At 59.5% G+C, this 16,008-nt stretch carries 16 protein-coding genes; all 16 read right to left on the reverse strand.

The window, feature by feature from the left end; all coding sequences use genetic code 11:
• Window positions 1–161: 161 nt before the first annotated feature.
• A complete protein-coding gene (gene glmS / locus BV82_RS00650) occupies window positions 162–1,997 on the reverse strand; it encodes a glutamine--fructose-6-phosphate transaminase (isomerizing) (protein WP_036995279.1) in 1,836 nt (611 codons plus the stop codon).
• Window positions 1,997–2,776, reverse strand: coding sequence for a DeoR/GlpR family DNA-binding transcription regulator (locus tag BV82_RS00655; RefSeq protein ID WP_010222740.1), 780 nt, complete (start codon window positions 2,774–2,776; stop codon window positions 1,997–1,999). Before BV82_RS00655 ends, glmS begins: the two co-directional genes overlap by 1 nt.
• Before the next feature lie 187 nt (window positions 2,777–2,963).
• Complete coding sequence (gene glmU / locus BV82_RS00660; protein ID WP_036995280.1) at window positions 2,964–4,331, reverse strand: bifunctional UDP-N-acetylglucosamine diphosphorylase/glucosamine-1-phosphate N-acetyltransferase GlmU; 1,368 nt, start codon at window positions 4,329–4,331, stop codon at window positions 2,964–2,966.
• 123 nt (window positions 4,332–4,454) lie between these two features.
• Entirely contained in the window at window positions 4,455–4,874 is a 420-nt protein-coding gene (locus tag BV82_RS00665) for a F0F1 ATP synthase subunit epsilon (protein WP_036995281.1), read from the reverse strand.
• A gap of 44 nt (window positions 4,875–4,918) precedes the next feature.
• Complete coding sequence (atpD, locus tag BV82_RS00670) at window positions 4,919–6,295, reverse strand: F0F1 ATP synthase subunit beta (RefSeq protein ID WP_010222737.1); 1,377 nt, start codon at window positions 6,293–6,295, stop codon at window positions 4,919–4,921.
• A gap of 27 nt (window positions 6,296–6,322) precedes the next feature.
• Window positions 6,323–7,183: a F0F1 ATP synthase subunit gamma gene (gene atpG, locus BV82_RS00675; protein ID WP_010222736.1), complete on the reverse strand. Its 861-nt coding sequence runs from the start codon at window positions 7,181–7,183 to the stop codon at window positions 6,323–6,325.
• Between the two features lie 50 nt (window positions 7,184–7,233).
• A complete protein-coding gene (gene atpA / locus BV82_RS00680) occupies window positions 7,234–8,778 on the reverse strand; it encodes a F0F1 ATP synthase subunit alpha (RefSeq protein WP_010222735.1) in 1,545 nt (514 codons plus the stop codon).
• Window positions 8,779–8,799: 21 nt separating this feature from the next.
• Window positions 8,800–9,336 carry a F0F1 ATP synthase subunit delta gene (locus BV82_RS00685; RefSeq protein ID WP_010222734.1) on the reverse strand — a complete coding sequence of 179 codons (537 nt, stop codon included), beginning with the start codon at window positions 9,334–9,336 and terminating at the stop codon, window positions 8,800–8,802.
• 12 nt (window positions 9,337–9,348) lie between these two features.
• Window positions 9,349–9,819, reverse strand: a complete 471-nt coding sequence (locus tag BV82_RS00690; protein ID WP_010222733.1) for a F0F1 ATP synthase subunit B — start codon at window positions 9,817–9,819, stop codon at window positions 9,349–9,351.
• A 57-nt stretch (window positions 9,820–9,876) separates the two neighbouring features.
• Window positions 9,877–10,134, reverse strand: coding sequence for a F0F1 ATP synthase subunit C (atpE, locus tag BV82_RS00695; RefSeq protein ID WP_003097235.1), 258 nt, complete (start codon window positions 10,132–10,134; stop codon window positions 9,877–9,879).
• A gap of 143 nt (window positions 10,135–10,277) precedes the next feature.
• Window positions 10,278–11,147 (reverse strand): F0F1 ATP synthase subunit A, encoded by an 870-nt coding sequence (gene atpB, locus BV82_RS00700; RefSeq protein WP_010222723.1) that lies wholly within the window; start codon window positions 11,145–11,147, stop codon window positions 10,278–10,280.
• A gap of 16 nt (window positions 11,148–11,163) precedes the next feature.
• On the reverse strand, window positions 11,164–11,571 hold the full coding sequence (locus BV82_RS00705) for a F0F1 ATP synthase subunit I (RefSeq protein WP_010222722.1): 408 nt from the start codon (window positions 11,569–11,571) through the stop codon (window positions 11,164–11,166).
• Between the two features lie 149 nt (window positions 11,572–11,720).
• Window positions 11,721–12,593: a ParB/RepB/Spo0J family partition protein gene (locus BV82_RS00710; protein ID WP_010222721.1), complete on the reverse strand. Its 873-nt coding sequence runs from the start codon at window positions 12,591–12,593 to the stop codon at window positions 11,721–11,723.
• A 9-nt stretch (window positions 12,594–12,602) separates the two neighbouring features.
• Window positions 12,603–13,394, reverse strand: a complete 792-nt coding sequence (locus BV82_RS00715) for a ParA family protein (RefSeq protein ID WP_010222720.1) — start codon at window positions 13,392–13,394, stop codon at window positions 12,603–12,605.
• An 18-nt stretch (window positions 13,395–13,412) separates the two neighbouring features.
• Window positions 13,413–14,057 (reverse strand): 16S rRNA (guanine(527)-N(7))-methyltransferase RsmG, encoded by a 645-nt coding sequence (rsmG, locus tag BV82_RS00720; protein WP_036995282.1) that lies wholly within the window; start codon window positions 14,055–14,057, stop codon window positions 13,413–13,415.
• Complete coding sequence (gene mnmG / locus BV82_RS00725; RefSeq protein WP_010222714.1) at window positions 14,054–15,946, reverse strand: tRNA uridine-5-carboxymethylaminomethyl(34) synthesis enzyme MnmG; 1,893 nt, start codon at window positions 15,944–15,946, stop codon at window positions 14,054–14,056. The genes rsmG and mnmG overlap by 4 nt, the downstream gene beginning before the upstream one ends.
• Window positions 15,947–16,008: the final 62 nt, after the last annotated feature.

Below are 16,008 nucleotides of genomic sequence, written 5' to 3' on the forward strand. Positions count from 1 at the left end.
AGCTTTTCGTCCGTGAAAAAGAAACATGGACTGATCACACTATGCCAAGCGCGCGCCTGGACTATTGATCCAGGCCAGCTAATGGGCCTGCTTGCCGGACAAACCGACAAAAACACAAAACCCCCGAAAATCGGGGGTTCTGGGCTTAACAACCGCGATCGTTACTCGACAGTCACCGATTTCGCCAGGTTGCGCGGCTGGTCGACGTCGGTGCCCTTGAGCACCGCGACGTAGTACGACAGCAGTTGCAGCGGGATGGTGTAGAGGATCGGCGCCAGGGCATCGATGATGTGCGGCACGGCGATCACGTGAGTGCCTTCGCCGTTGCTCATGCCGGCAGCTTCGTCGGCGAAGACGATCAGTTCGCCGCCACGGGCGCGAACTTCCTGCAGGTTGGACTTGAGCTTTTCCAGCAGCTCGTTGTTCGGCGCCACGGTGACCACTGGCATGTCGCTGTCAACCAACGCCAGCGGGCCATGCTTGAGCTCGCCCGCCGGGTAGGCTTCGGCGTGGATGTAGGAGATCTCCTTGAGTTTCAGCGCCCCTTCCATCGCTACCGGGAACTGCGCGCCACGACCGAGGAACAGGGTGTGGTGCTTGTCGGCGAACAGCTCAGCGGTCTTCTCGACGATCGCGTCCATGGCCAGGGCTTCGCCCAGGCGAGTCGGCAGGCGACGCAGCTCTTCGACCAGCTCAGCCTCGACACCGGCGGCCAAGGTGCCGCGCACCTGGCCCAGGGACAAGGTCAGCAGCATCAGCGATACCAGCTGGGTGGTGAAGGCCTTGGTCGAGGCCACGCCGATTTCCGGGCCGGCCTGGGTCAGCAGGGTCAGGTCCGACTCGCGTACCAGCGAGCTGATGCCGACGTTACAGATCGCCAGGCTGCCGAGGAAGCCCAGTTCCTTGGCATTACGCAGGGCTGCCAGGGTGTCGGCGGTTTCACCCGACTGCGAGATCGAGACGAACAGGGTATCGGACTGCACCACCACCTTGCGGTAGCGGAACTCGCTGGCGACTTCGACGTGGCAAGGAATACCGGCCAGGCTCTCCAGCCAGTAACGGGCAACCATACCGGCGTGATAGCTGGTGCCGCAGGCAACGATCTGCACATTGCGCACCTTGGCGAACAACTCGGCAGCTTGCGGGCCGAAGGCCTGAACCATGACGTGGTCCTTGCCCAGGCGGCCTTCCAGGGTGCGTTGCACCACGGTAGGCTGCTCGTGGATTTCCTTGAGCATGAAGTGGCGATAGGCGCCCTTGTCAGCGGCTTCGGCACCTTCATGGTACTGCACGGTTTCGCGCTGGACCTGAGTACCGGCTACGTCCCAGATAGTGACCTGGTCGCGGCGGATTTCGGCGATGTCGCCCTCTTCCAGGTACATGAAGCGGTCAGTGACCTGACGCAGGGCCAATTGGTCCGAGGCCAGGAAGTTCTCGCCATGGCCCAGGCCGATAACCAGCGGGCTACCGCTGCGAGCGGCCAGCAGACGATCAGGCTGTTTGGCGCTGATCACGGCCAGGCCATAGGCGCCGTGCAGTTGCTTGACCGCAGCCTTGAGAGCATCGGCCAGGTCCGGCAAGGTTTTCAGGGTGTGATCCAGCAAATGGACGATCACTTCGGTGTCGGTCTCGGAACTGAAGCTATAACCCAGGCCCTTGAGCTTCTCTCGCAGTTCTTCGTGGTTCTCGATGATGCCGTTGTGCACCACTGCCAGTTCATGACCGGAAAAATGCGGGTGGGCATTGTGCTCGGTTGGCGCACCGTGGGTGGCCCAACGGGTGTGGGCGATGCCCAGGTTGCCGGCCAGTGGTTCAGCGGCGACGGCAGCTTCCAGCTCGCTGACCTTGCCGATACGGCGGCGGCGCTCGAGGTTGCCCTGCTGGGTGAAGACCGCCAGACCGGCGCTGTCATAGCCGCGGTACTCGAGGCGCTTGAGGCCTTCGATCAGAATGGTTGTGATGTTACGTTCGGCGACGGCACCAACGATTCCACACATTAGTCATGCTCCTGGGTGATAGCGGCGCAAATCACGTTGATGCCGCGGGCTTCAATCTGTTCGCGTGCCTCGGTGGGCAGGCGATCATCAGTAATAAGGGTGTTGACGCTGCCCCAAGGCAGCTCAAGGTTGGGGATCTTGCGCCCGACCTTGTCGGACTCGACCATGACGATCACTTCCCGGGCGACGTCAGCCATCACCCGGCTCAGGCCCAGCAGTTCGTTGAACGTGGTGGTGCCGCGCGCCAGGTCGATGCCGTCGGCGCCAATGAACAGTTGGTCGAAGTCGTACGAGCGTAGTACCTGCTCGGCTACCTGGCCCTGGAACGATTCCGAATGCGGGTCCCAGGTGCCTCCGGTCATCAACAGTACCGGCTCGTGTTCCAGCTCGCTGAGGGCACGTGCCACATTCAACGAGTTGGTCATGACCACCAGGCCGGGTTGATGACCCAGCTCCGGGATCATCGCGGCGGTGGTGCTGCCGCTGTCGATGATGATTCGTGCGTGTTCGCGGATACGTCCCACAGCAGCCTTGGCGATGGCCTGCTTATAGAGGGAGACTGGCTGGCCCTGATCGGTGAACAGTTCCTGCGGCAGGGTGACGGCACCACCATAGCGGCGCAACAACAGGCCGTTGGCTTCGAGCGCCGCCAGGTCCTTGCGAATGGTCACTTCCGAGGTTTCGAAACGCTTGGCCAGGGCGTCGACGCTCACCTCGCCCTGCTCATTGAGCAAAGCCAGGATGTTATGGCGTCGTTGGGGGGTGTTACGTTTCGACATGGCGTCTTTAAGTTTCGTTTCGAAAGTTAGTGGTGCCAATCAAAACCTATAGTGGCTTGTACGTCAAGGACAGTGGCGTAAAAAACGTGCTGTGAATAACTCGAACCACATAGGGTATTTATCCACAGAATGCAAAAAGGCCGACTTATGCACAATCCAGTCGGCCTTTTGCTCAGCTGTGGGTAACTCAGCTCTTGTTGATCTTCTCCGGCCGCTTCCAACCATCGATGTTGCGTTGGCGCGCCCGACCAACGGCCAACTGCGCCGCTTCGACGTTCTGGGTGATGGTCGAACCGGCTGCGGTGGTGGCGCCGTCGAGGATATCCACAGGCGCGACCAGGGAGTTGTTCGAGCCGATGAACACGTCCTCGCCGAGTACCGTCTTGAACTTATTGGCGCCATCGTAGTTGCAGGTGATGGTGCCGGCACCGATGTTGGTACGCGCACCGACTTCGGCATCGCCCAGGTAGGTCAGGTGGCCAGCTTTGGCACCTTCACCGAGGTGGGCGTTCTTCAGCTCGACAAAGTTACCCACATGGGCGCGAGCCTCGAGCACACTGCCAGGGCGCAGGCGGGCAAACGGGCCGGCATCGCTGCCTTCGCCCATAATGGCGCCTTCCAGATGGCTGTTAGCCTTGACCACCACACCTTTGCGCAAGGTGCTGTTCTTGATCACGCAGTTCGGGCCGATGACCACCTCGTCTTCAATGACCACGCGGCCTTCGAGGATCACGTTGATATCGATGAGTACGTCGCGACCAACGGTCACCTCGCCACGCACATCGAAGCGCGCCGGATCACGCAGGGTCACACCCTGGGCCATCAGGCGGCGGCCTTCGCGCAGCTGGTAGTGACGCTCAAGCTCGGCCAGCTGGCGACGGTCATTGGCGCCCTGCACTTCCATCGGGTCCTGTGGCTGCTCGGTGGCGACCACCAGGCCATCGGCCACGGCCATGGCGATCACGTCAGTGAGGTAGTACTCGCCCTGGGCATTGTTGTTGGACAAACGGCCCAGCCAGTCAGCCAGGCGCGCACCCGGGACCGCGAGGATGCCAGTGTTGCCTTCCTGGATGGCTTTCTGCGCGTCGCTGGCATCCTTGTGCTCGACGATCGCCGCCACCTGGCCCTGGGCGTCGCGAACGATGCGGCCGTAACCGGTTGGATCGTCGAGGGTCACGGTCAGCAGGCCGAGCTGTTGCGGGGTGACCTTGGCCAGCAGACGCTTGAGGGTGTCGACTTCGATCAGCGGGACATCGCCGTAGAGGATCAATGCGGTATCGGCACTCAGCGCCGGCAGAGCTTGGGCCACGGCATGACCGGTACCCAGCTGCTTGTCCTGCAGGACGAAGTTCAGGTCATCGGCGGCCAGTCGTTCACGTACAAGCTCCGCACCGTGCCCGATCACCACATGAATGCCCTGCGGCTGAAGCTGGCGGGCGCTGTGGATAACATGGCCGAGCATGGAGTCGCCGGCGACCGGATGCAGCACCTTGGGCAGCGCCGAGCGCATGCGGGTGCCTTGGCCGGCGGCAAGAATAACGATATCGAGAGACATTGACTGGCTACCAATCCTGGAAGGTCAGCGCTGTGACCAGTAGAAGAAATTCGGAAAAAGAAAAAGGGTAGCCGAGGCTACCCTTTAACTCAATCGCAACAGAAGTGACCGGCGAGTGCCGTATTACTTCATTCTGCGGATTTGCTGGACGGTACGCAGCTGGGCTGCGGCCTCGGCCAGACGTGCGGCAGCGGCGCCGTAATCGAACTCCGCGCCTTTTTCGTTCAGGGCGTTTTCGGCAGCCTTGAGGGCTTCCTGAGCCTGAGCTTCGTCCAGGTCGCTGGCACGTTGCACGGTATCGGCAAGCACCTTGACCATGTTCGGCTGGACCTCGAGGAAACCACCAGAGATGTAGAACACCTCTTGGGCGCCACCCTGCTTGGTCAGCGTGATCGGACCTGGCTTCAGATTAGTGATCAGCGGCGCGTGGCCTGGAGCGATACCAAGATCACCCAGGTTACCGTGCGCAACCACCATCTCGACCAGACCGGAGAAAATTTCCCCTTCCGCGCTGACGATATCGCAATGGACTGTCATAGCCATCTGCTTGCCTCAACCTGATTAGCGCCCCTTGCGGGGCGCCGGGATTACAGTTTCTTGGCTTTCTCGATCGCTTCGTCGATGCTGCCGACCATGTAGAACGCTTGTTCTGGCAGGTGGTCGTAGTCACCTTTGAGGATACCGCTGAAGCCAGCAATGGTGTCTTTCAGGGAAACGTATTTGCCTGGAGAACCAGTGAAGACTTCTGCCACGAAGAACGGCTGGGACAGGAAGCGCTGGATCTTACGAGCACGGGCAACCAGTTGCTTGTCGGTTTCGGACAGTTCGTCCATACCCAGGATCGCAATGATGTCCTTCAGCTCTTTGTAACGCTGCAGTACGTACTGAACGCCACGAGCGGTCTCGTAGTGCTCGGTGCCGATCACGTTCGGGTCCAGCTGGCGCGAAGTCGAGTCCAGTGGATCGACCGCTGGGTAGATACCCAGGGAGGCGATGTCACGGGACAGTACGACGGTGGCGTCCAAGTGGGCGAAGGTGGTTGCTGGCGACGGGTCGGTCAGGTCGTCCGCAGGTACGTATACGGCCTGGATCGAGGTGATCGAACCTTCCTTGGTCGAAGTGATACGCTCTTGCAGAACGCCCATCTCTTCAGCCAGGGTCGGCTGGTAACCTACTGCCGAAGGCATACGGCCCAGCAGTGCGGATACTTCGGTACCGGCCAGGGTGTAACGATAGATGTTGTCGACGAACAGCAGAACGTCGTTACCTTCGTCACGGAACTTCTCAGCCATGGTCAGGCCGGTCAGCGCTACGCGCAGACGGTTTCCTGGTGGCTCGTTCATTTGGCCGTATACCAGAGCAACCTTGTCCAGTACGTTGGAATCCTTCATCTCGTGGTAGAAGTCGTTACCCTCACGAGTACGCTCACCCACACCGGCGAACACGGAATAACCGCTGTGCTCGATGGCGATGTTACGGATCAGTTCCATCATGTTTACGGTTTTGCCTACACCGGCACCACCGAATAGACCAACTTTACCACCCTTGGCAAACGGGCAAACCAGGTCGATAACCTTGATGCCGGTTTCCAGCAGGTCGTTGCCGCCTGCCTGGTCAGCGAACGAAGGAGCGTCACGGTGGATACCCCAGCGCTCTTCTTCACCGATCGGGCCAGCTTCGTCGATCGGGTTACCCAGTACGTCCATGATCCGGCCCAGGGTCGCTTTACCGACTGGTACGGAGATGGCTGCGCCGGTGTCTGCAACGTCCAGACCGCGCTTCAAGCCTTCGGTCGAGCCCATCGCAATGGTACGAACCACGCCGTCGCCCAGCTGCTGCTGAACTTCCAGGGTGGTTTCCGCGCCTTGTACTTTCAGCGCGTTGTAAACACTCGGCACGGCGTCACGTGGGAATTCCACGTCGATGACGGCGCCGATGATTTGAACGATACGTCCGCTACTCATAGCTGGATCCTCTGAATATTTGAACCGTTAAACCGCGGCAGCGCCGCCGACGATTTCCGAGATCTCTTGGGTGATCGCAGCCTGACGCGCCTTGTTGTAGATCAGCTGCAATTCGCTGATCAGGTCACCGGCGTTGTCGGTGGCGTTCTTCATCGCGATCATCCGGGCAGCTTGTTCAGCTGCGTTGTTCTCGACCACCGCCTGGTAGACCTGCGACTCCACGTAACGCACCATCAGGCCGTCCAGCAGCTCTTTGGCGTCAGGTTCGTAGAGGTAGTCCCAGTGGTGCTTGAGTTCTTGATCCGGGGTTGCAACCAACGGAATCAACTGCTCGACCGTTGGCGTTTGCGTCATGGTATTGATGAACTTGTTCGATACCACGGACAGACGATCGATACGACCATCCAGGTAAGCGTCCAGCATGACCTTGACGCTGCCGATCAGATCGTTGATCGACGGCTCTTCGCCCAGGTGGCTGATCGCGGCGACGACGTTACCGCCGAAGCTGCGGAAAAACGCCGCACCCTTGCTGCCAACCACGCAAAGATCGATCTCGATACCTTGCTCGCGGTTGACCGCCATGTCCTTGACCAGGGCCTTGAACAGGTTGGTGTTCAAGCCACCGCACAGACCACGGTCACTGCTCACGACGACATAACCGACGCGCTTTACTTCGCGTTCGATCATGAAGGGGTGGCGGTATTCCGGGTTGGCGTTGGCCAGATGACCGATAACCTGGCGGATACGCTCCGCGTAAGGACGGCTAGCAGCCATGCGCATTTGTGCCTTGCGCATTTTACTGACCGCCACTTTTTCCATGGCGCTGGTAATTTTTTGCGTGCTTTTGATGCTCGCAATCTTACTGCGAATCTCTTTTGCGCCTGCCATGTAACACCTATCAGGTTAGCAAGCGGGGGCCGCAAAGCCCCCGCTGCGGCTTACCAGGTTTGGGTGGCCTTGAACTTCTCGATACCGGCTTTGATGCCAGCGTCGATTTCGTCGTTGAAGTCACCCTTCACGTTGATCTTCGCCATCAGTTCGGCGTGATCACGGTTGAAGTAAGCGATCAGCGCTTGTTCGAAGCTACCGATCTTGGCGATTTCAACGTCGGTCAGGAACCCACGCTCAGCGGCATACAGCGACAGCGCCATGTCCGCGATGGACATTGGAGCGTATTGCTTCTGCTTCATCAGCTCGGTAACACGTTGACCGTGCTCGAGTTGCTTACGGGTGGCTTCGTCCAGGTCAGAAGCGAACTGGGCGAATGCCGCCAGTTCACGGTACTGAGCCAGAGCGGTACGGATACCACCGGAGAGCTTCTTGATGATCTTGGTCTGAGCGGCACCACCCACACGGGATACCGAAACACCGGCGTTCACTGCAGGGCGGATGCCCGAGTTGAACATGGCCGATTCCAGGAAGATCTGACCGTCGGTGATGGAAATCACGTTGGTCGGAACGAACGCGGAAACGTCGCCAGCCTGGGTTTCGATGATCGGCAGTGCGGTCAGGGAACCGGTCTTGCCAGTTACAGCACCGTTGGTGAACTTCTCGACGTACTCTTCGGAAACGCGCGATGCACGCTCCAGCAGACGGGAGTGGAGATAGAACACGTCACCTGGGTACGCTTCACGTCCTGGTGGACGGCGCAGCAGCAGGGAGATCTGACGGTAGGCAACGGCCTGCTTGGACAGGTCATCGTATACGATCAGCGCGTCTTCACCGCGGTCACGGAAGAACTCGCCCATGGTGCAACCGGCGTATGGCGCCAGGAATTGCAGTGCGGCGGATTCCGAAGCGCTGGCAACAACCACGATGGTGTTGGCCAGGGCGCCGTTTTCTTCCAGCTTGCGAACGATGTTGGCTACGGTGGAACGCTTCTGGCCGACAGCAACATAAACACAGAAAATACCGGAGTCTTTCTGGTTGATGATGGCGTCGATCGCCATGGCGGTCTTACCGATCTGACGGTCACCGATGATCAGCTCACGCTGGCCACGGCCGACCGGGATCATGGCGTCGACAGATTTGTAGCCAGTCTGTACAGGCTGGTCTACCGACTTACGCCAGATCACGCCCGGAGCAACTTTCTCGACCGCGTCGGTCTCGGTGTTGCCCAGTGGGCCTTTGCCGTCGATTGGGTTACCCAGTGCGTCGACTACGCGACCCAGCAGTTCCTTACCAACTGGAACTTCGAGGATGCGGCCGGTGCACTTGGCGCTCATGCCTTCAGCGAGGGTGTCGTAGGCGCCCAGGATTACCGCACCAACGGAGTCTTGCTCCAGGTTGAGGGCCATACCGAACACGCCACCTGGAAACTCGATCATTTCGCCGTACATGACGTCGGCCAGACCGTGAATCCGCACGATACCGTCAGAAACGCTGACGACGGTACCCTCGTTGCGGGCTTGGGAGGTCACGTCGAGTTTCTCGATGCGACCCTTGATGATTTCACTAATTTCGGAAGGATTGAGTTGCTGCATTGCTCTGCTGCCCCTTCAAACTCAAGATTTCAATGCTTCGGCCAGTTTCGCGATTTTGCCGCGAACCGAGCCATCGATTACCAGGTCGCCGGCGCGGATCACGACACCACCGATAAGGGAGGCGTCCTCCGTCGCATGCAGGCGCACTTCCCGGCTGAGCCGTGCACTGAGAACCTTGGCGAGTTTGTCTTGCTGTTCTTGGTTCAACGCAAAAGCACTGGTGACTTCCACGTCCACGGATTTCTCTTGTTCAGCCTTGTACTGGTCGAACAAAACCGAAATCTCCGGCAACAGCTGGAGACGGTCGTTTTCCGCGGCAACATGAATGAAATTCTGTGCCTGTGCATCGAACTTGTCACCGCACACGTCAATAAACGCGGCGGCCTTTTCTGCGCTCGTCAGTCGCGGGGCCTTGAGCAGGCGCTGCATCGTGTCGTCTTCCGACACTGCAGCAGCCAGGCCGAGCATGGCTGACCAATTGGCCAGTTGCTGATGGGCCTGGGCGTGCTCAAAGGCCGCCTTAGCGTAAGGTCGGGCCAACGTGGTCAGTTCTGCCATGATCGCCCTCGCTTAAATTTCAGCGGCCAGTTTATTAACCAGCTCCGCATGCGCGTTTTGATCGATTGTGGCGCCAAGGATCTTTTCAGCACCGCCGACAGCCAGCAGACCCACTTGGGCACGCAGGGCGTCTTTGACACCGTTAATTTCCTGTTCGATCTCGGCCTGAGCCTGAGCCTTCACACGGTCAGCTTCGACGCGGGCCTGATCACGGGCTTCCTCGACGATCTGAGCACCGCGCTTCTTGGCTTGCTCAATGATTTCGGCTGCCTGAGCTTTTGCTTCGCGCAGTTGCTGACCCGCTTTGTCTTGGGCCAACTCCAGGTCGCGAGCTGCTCGGTTGGCAGCGTCCAGTCCATCCGCGATCTTCTTCTGACGTTCTTGCAATGCCGCGATGACCGGAGGCCACACGAACTTCATGCAGAACAGCACAAAAATGAAGAACGCAACGGACTGACCAATCAGGGTTGCATTAATGTTCACGCCAACACCTCGCTCGTTCTTTGTCCATCACACCAAACCACTCGAGAATTCGAGTGATTAGCCGGCGATTTGACCAACGAAGGGATTAGCGAAGGTGAAGAACAGAGCGATACCAACACCGATCATGGTTACGGCGTCGAGCAGACCGGCAACGATGAACATTTTAACTTGCAGCATTGGAACCATCTCTGGCTGACGAGCAGCGCCTTCCAGGAACTTGCCGCCCAGCAGGCCGAAACCAATGGCGGTACCCAGAGCACCCAGGCCGATCAGCAGAGCAACAGCGATAGCGGTAAGACCAACTACAGTTTCCATCTTTCCTCCCGACTTTTACGTCGTATTGGTTAGGTTTTTTAGTTTGAAGCGGTAAAACAAAATCGTTTGGTACAGCTGCCCTTGCGGACTTTTTCGACCCTTCCCCGTACCGGCAAAAGGGTCATCAGACACGCCAGGCGGTCTTAATGGTTATCTTCGTGAGCCATCGACAGGTAGACGATGGTAAGCATCATGAAGATGAACGCTTGCAGGGTGATGATCAGGATGTGGAACACAGCCCACGCCCATTGCAGCACCACGCCCAGGCCGCTGAGCCAGAGCAGGCCGCTGCCGAACATCACGGCAATCAGGATGAACACCAGCTCGCCGGCGTACATGTTGCCGAACAGACGCAGGGCCAGCGAGATTGGCTTGGCAATCAGGGTGACGAATTCGAGCAGGAAGTTGACCGGAATCAGCAGGATCTGAACGAAGATGTTCTTGCTGCCGAACGGGTGCAGGGTCAGTTCGCCGAGGAAACCGCCGATACCCTTGACCTTGATGCTGTAGAAAATGATCAGGGCGAACACGCTGAAGGCCATGGCCAGGGTCGCGTTCGGGTCGGTGGTCGAAACGGCACGGAACGGAATGTGCGGATCACCGGAGATCAGGATGGCCAGCTGAGGAATCCAGTCGACCGGGATCAGGTCGATGGCGTTCATCAGGAAGACCCAGACGAAAATGGTCAGCGCCAGTGGGGCGATCACCGGGCTGCGGCCGTGGAAGCTGTCCTTGACGCTGCCGTCGACGAACTCAACCAGCACTTCTACGAAGTTCTGCAGGCCGCCAGGCTGACCGGAAGTCGCCTTCTTGGCTGCCATGCGGAACAGGAATACGAAAAGCAGACCCAGTGCGACCGACCAACCCAGGGTGTCCAGGTGGAAAGCCCAGAAGCCCATTGCCTTGGCTTCTGCTGCGGAATGGGCAAAACCCCAACCGCCGTCTGGTAGTTGACCGAAGGTCAGGTTCTGCAAGTGGTGCTGGATATAGCCCGAAGCGGTTTCTGCTGCCATGGTTGCCTCAAACGCCCTAAGGTCTCGAAAGTCTTATATTCATCAGCAGGGGCGCGAACCAGCTGACCAACTGGGTCAGCAGAAAGACACCGAAGACTGCTAACGGCGCCAATGGCTTCACTCCTGCGAACGTCAGTGCAAAAAGCACTGCCGTCAAAATCAATTTGCCTGCCTCGCCCGCGTAAAACGACTTGACGATGGCCTGCGCTGCCCTGGCTCCCGTGTAACGAAAAGCCTTCCAGGCGAAATACACATTCGGCAGCCAGGCAATCAGCCCCCCGCAGAGTGCCGAATATCCACTGACCGCCCCATGCCACTGCCACAACGCCAAAGTTGCCAGCAGAAACACGACACATTGAGCCAACAGTACCGGAAAAACCGCCCAGCGATGGAAAGGCAAGCGGTTTGGCGTGCGGGTTTCCATCACAACTGCTCCTCGAAAGTCGACCAACCAGTCAGCTATGACTTGGCATAATTTGTGCCGACAAAATGCGCGCAGAGTATAGGGGCGGTTTAACCCCTATTCAACTGCCGGGTAGTGATTTCCGACTACGCGCTACAAAAGGAATTGTTTCAGCGGATGTGAGCAAGGACACCTTGCAACTCATCTAGTGAGTTGTAACGGATAACTAACTGGCCTTTGCCCTTGTTGCCGTGGCGGATCTGTACGGCAGAGCCCAGACGCTCTGCCAAACGCTGTTCAAGGCGGGTGATGTCCGGGTCCGGCTTGGCAGGTTCCGCAGGCTCGGGTTTGCCGTTGAGCCACTGGCGTACCAGTGCCTCGGTCTGGCGCACGGTCAGGCCACGTGCGACAACGTGACGCGCCCCGTCGACCTGCTGTTCATCCGGCAATCCGAGCAATGCCCGGGCGTGACCCATTTCCAGGTCGCCGTGGGACAACATGGTCTTGATCACTTCCGGCAACGAGATCAGGCGCAGCAGGTTGGCCACGGTAACCCGCGACTTGCCCACAGCGTCGGCGACCTGTTGCTGGGTCAGCTGGAACTCCTGCTGCAGACGCTGCAGGGCAATGGCCTCTTCCACCGGGTTGAGGTCTTCGCGCTGGATGTTCTCGATCAGGGCCATGGCGATGGCCGCTTCATCGGGCACATCGCGGACCATGGCCGGGATGGTGTCCATGCCGGCCTGCTGGCTGGCGCGCCAGCGGCGCTCACCGGCGATGATCTCGAATTTGTTGTCCGCGATCGGGCGCACCACGATCGGCTGCATCACGCCCTGGCTCTTGATCGAGTGGGCGAGTTCTTCCAGTGCCTGCGGGTCCATGTCCCGGCGCGGCTGGTACTTGCCGCGCTGGATCAGGTCGAGCGGCAGGTGTTGCAGTTCCTTTTGGTCGACCTGGACAGCCTGCTCTTCGAGTGCGCTGACGGTCGGACCACTGAGCAGTGCATCCAACCCACGTCCGAGACCCCGTTTCTTAACGGCCATGCGGATTCCTTAAGTTGTCTGTGCAGTGCGGGTTTGACGACGTTGGCGACGAACCAGTTCCCCGGCCAGGGCCAGGTACGCCAGGGCGCCACGCGATTGCTTGTCGTAGGCCAGGGCCGGCATGCCGAAGCTCGGGGCCTCGGCCAGGCGGATGTTGCGTGGAATCACGGTGTCGTACAGCTGGTCGCCGAAGTGTTCCTTGAGCTGTGCGGAAACATCGTTGATCAGGCTCAGGCGCGGGTCGTACATGGTCCGCAGCAGGCCTTCGACCTTGAGCTGCGGGTTCAACCGCTCGCCGATCCGCTTGATGTTATCCACAAGGTCGCTCAACCCTTCCAGGGCAAAGTATTCACATTGCATCGGAATGATCACGCCATCGGCGGCGACCAGGGCGTTGAGGGTCAGCATCGACAGCGACGGCGGGCAGTCGATCAGGATGTAGTCGTAATTCTCGCGGATCGGCGCCAGCGCGGTGCGCAGGCGGCTCTCCTTCATCTGCATTTCCAGCAGGACCACTTCGGCGGCGGTCAGGTCGCGGTTGGCCGGCAGCAGCTGATAGCCGCCATGCTCGGAGAAGTGCATGGCCTGGGCCAGGTCGCATTCGCCGATCAACAGGTCATAGACCGAATGTTCCAGGACGTGTTTATCCACACCGCTACCCATGGTGGCGTTGCCCTGTGGATCGAGATCGATCAGCAGCACGCGGCGCTTGGTTGCCACCAGCGATGCTGCGAGATTGATACAGGTGGTGGTTTTGCCCACACCACCTTTCTGGTTCGCGATTGCGAATACCTTAGCCATTCTTGCTTGTGTTCCCAGTCATGCCGTGCGGCGCAGTATCAGCAGATGGCGTTGGCCTTGGCAACCCGGAACGGTCAAGGCCTGCTCGCTATCCACTCTGAAATCTGCCGGCAATGCTACCAGCTCATCGGCAGGATGCAGCCCTTTCATTGCCAGCCACTGCGTCTGGGCGTCACCGAGGTGGCGCGTCCAGTTGGTGAAGTTCTCCATGCTGCTGAAAGCACGGGAAACAATTCCGGTGAAAGGCAGCTCCGGCTGGAACTCCTCGACCCGCTTGTGGATAACTGTGAGGTTATCCAGTTTGAGCTCAAGCTTTACCTGGGTCAGGAAGCGAGTTTTCTTGCCGTTGCTGTCGAGCACCGTGACGTGCTTGTCCGGATGCAGGATAGCCAAAGGAATACCCGGCATGCCACCGCCGCTGCCGACATCCAGCCAGCGCTCGCTGTGGATAAACGGCATGACGCTGAGGCTGTCGAGCAAGTGGCGGGACACCATCTCGTCCGGATTGCGCACGGCGGTCAGGTTGTAGGCCTTGTTCCACTTGATCAGCAAGGCCAGGTAGGCCAGCAGTTGTGCATGCTGGGCCTCGCTCAGCTCGACACCGAGCTGGCGGGCGCCTGTGGACAACTCTTCGGCATGTTGAGGGGTGACCTGAGAACTCAAGCGCTTTGCTCCAACTCGCGGCCTGCGCCGCGTTTTTTCAGATGAATCAGCAACAGGGAAATCGCCGCCGGGGTCACACCGGGGATACGCGAAGCCTGGCCCAGGGTCTCGGGCCGGGTCTGGCCGAGTTTGCTCTGGATTTCCTTGGACAGCCCGGAAATACCGCTGTAATCAATATCGTCGGGCAGGCGGGTGTCTTCGCTGGCGCGCAGCCGGGCGATTTCTTCCTGTTGCCGGTCGATGTAACCGGCGTATTTGGTTTTGATCTCGACCTGCTCAGCCACTTGCGGGTCGATCTCGGCGCCGCCGGTCACTGCCATCAGCCCGGCGTAATCGATTTCCGGGCGGGTCAGCAGGTTGAGCAGGTTGTATTCATGGCTCAACGGCGTACCGAATTTTTCAGCAATGGCCTGACCTTGCGCGGTATCCGGGCGTACCCAGGTGGATTTCAGACGCTGTTCTTCCAGGGCGATGCCTTCGCGCTTGGCGCTGAACGCGGCCCAACGCTGGTCATCGACCAGGCCCAGTTCGCGACCTTTTTCGGTCAGGCGCAGGTCGGCGTTGTCTTCGCGCAGGATCAGGCGGTACTCGGCCCGCGAGGTGAACATGCGGTACGGCTCCTGGGTCCCCAGGGTAATCAGGTCGTCGACCAGCACGCCGATGTACGCTTCGTCGCGACGCGGGCACCAGCTTTCACGGCCCTGCGCGCGCAGTGCGGCGTTGGTACCGGCGAGCAGGCCCTGAGCACCGGCTTCTTCGTAGCCCGTGGTGCCGTTGATCTGGCCGGCAAAGAACAGGCCGCCAATCACCTTGGTTTCCAGGCTGTACTTGAGGTCGCGCGGATCGAAGTAGTCGTACTCGATGGCGTAGCCCGGGCGCACGATGTGGGCGTTTTCCATGCCGCGGATCGATCGCACGATCTGCAACTGCACATCGAACGGTAACGACGTGGAAATGCCGTTCGGGTACAGCTCGTGGGTGTTCAGGCCTTCTGGCTCGATGAATACCTGGTGGCTTTCCTTGTCGGCAAAGCGGTGGATCTTGTCTTCGATCGACGGGCAGTAGCGCGGGCCGATGCCTTCGATCACCCCGGAGTACATCGGCGAACGATCGAGGTTCGAGGCAATGATCTCGTGGGTACGGGCGTTGGTGTGGGTAATCCAGCAACTGACCTGACGCGGGTGTTGTTCCTTGGACCCCATGAACGACATCACCGGGATCGGCGTGTCGCCCGGTTGCTCGGTCATCACCGAGAAATCCACCGAGCGCCCGTCGATGCGTGGCGGTGTACCGGTTTTCAAGCGGCCAACGCGCAGCGGCAGTTCACGCAGGCGGCGCGCCAGGGCAATCGACGGCGGATCGCCGGCACGGCCACCGGAGTAATTCTGCAAACCGATGTGGATAAGTCCGCCGAGGAAGGTCCCGGTGGTCAGTACCACGGAGTCGGCGAGAAAACGCAGACCCATTTGCGTTACCACGCCGCGTACCTGGTCCTGCTCGACGATCAGGTCGTCGCACGACTGCTGGAATATCCACAGGTTGGGCTGGTTCTCGAGAATCTCGCGCACCACCGATTTGTAGATGGCGCGGTCGGCCTGAGCGCGAGTAGCACGCACCGCCGGGCCTTTGCGGTTGTTCAATACACGGAACTGGATACCGCTCTTGTCAGTGGCCAGTGCCATTGCACCGCCGAGCGCATCGATTTCCTTGACCAGGTGGCTCTTGCCGATACCACCGATGGCCGGGTTGCAACTCATATGACCGAGGGTTTCCACGTTGTGGGTCAGCAGCAGGGTTTTCACCCCCATGCGTGCAGACGCAAGCGCAGCCTCGGTACCGGCATGGCCGCCGCCGATGACGATCACTTCAAAACGGGAAGGGAAATCCACCACGCACCTCGTGCCTGTTTCGGGAATAGATAGGGATAACGCACAAGTATAGGGACTTACCC

The organism is Pseudomonas donghuensis (assembly GCF_000696345.2).
GTDB lineage: Bacteria > Pseudomonadota > Gammaproteobacteria > Pseudomonadales > Pseudomonadaceae > Aquipseudomonas > Aquipseudomonas donghuensis.

Coding starts and splice junctions, on each gene's coding strand:
- glmS (WP_036995279.1), bottom strand. CDS start 1,997: ATGTGTGGAATCGTTGGTGCCGTCGCCGAACGTAACATCACAACCATT.
- BV82_RS00665 (WP_036995281.1), bottom strand. CDS start 4,874: ATGGCTATGACAGTCCATTGCGATATCGTCAGCGCGGAAGGGGAAATT.
- BV82_RS00710 (WP_010222721.1), bottom strand. CDS start 12,593: ATGGCCGTTAAGAAACGGGGTCTCGGACGTGGGTTGGATGCACTGCTC.
- BV82_RS00715 (WP_010222720.1), bottom strand. CDS start 13,394: ATGGCTAAGGTATTCGCAATCGCGAACCAGAAAGGTGGTGTGGGCAAA.
- atpA (WP_010222735.1), bottom strand. CDS start 8,778: ATGCAGCAACTCAATCCTTCCGAAATTAGTGAAATCATCAAGGGTCGC.
- atpG (WP_010222736.1), bottom strand. CDS start 7,183: ATGGCAGGCGCAAAAGAGATTCGCAGTAAGATTGCGAGCATCAAAAGC.
- atpB (WP_010222723.1), bottom strand. CDS start 11,147: ATGGCAGCAGAAACCGCTTCGGGCTATATCCAGCACCACTTGCAGAAC.
- glmU (WP_036995280.1), bottom strand. CDS start 4,331: ATGTCTCTCGATATCGTTATTCTTGCCGCCGGCCAAGGCACCCGCATG.
- BV82_RS00685 (WP_010222734.1), bottom strand. CDS start 9,336: ATGGCAGAACTGACCACGTTGGCCCGACCTTACGCTAAGGCGGCCTTT.
- atpE (WP_003097235.1), bottom strand. CDS start 10,134: ATGGAAACTGTAGTTGGTCTTACCGCTATCGCTGTTGCTCTGCTGATC.
- atpD (WP_010222737.1), bottom strand. CDS start 6,295: ATGAGTAGCGGACGTATCGTTCAAATCATCGGCGCCGTCATCGACGTG.
- BV82_RS00705 (WP_010222722.1), bottom strand. CDS start 11,571: ATGGAAACCCGCACGCCAAACCGCTTGCCTTTCCATCGCTGGGCGGTT.
- BV82_RS00655 (WP_010222740.1), bottom strand. CDS start 2,776: ATGTCGAAACGTAACACCCCCCAACGACGCCATAACATCCTGGCTTTG.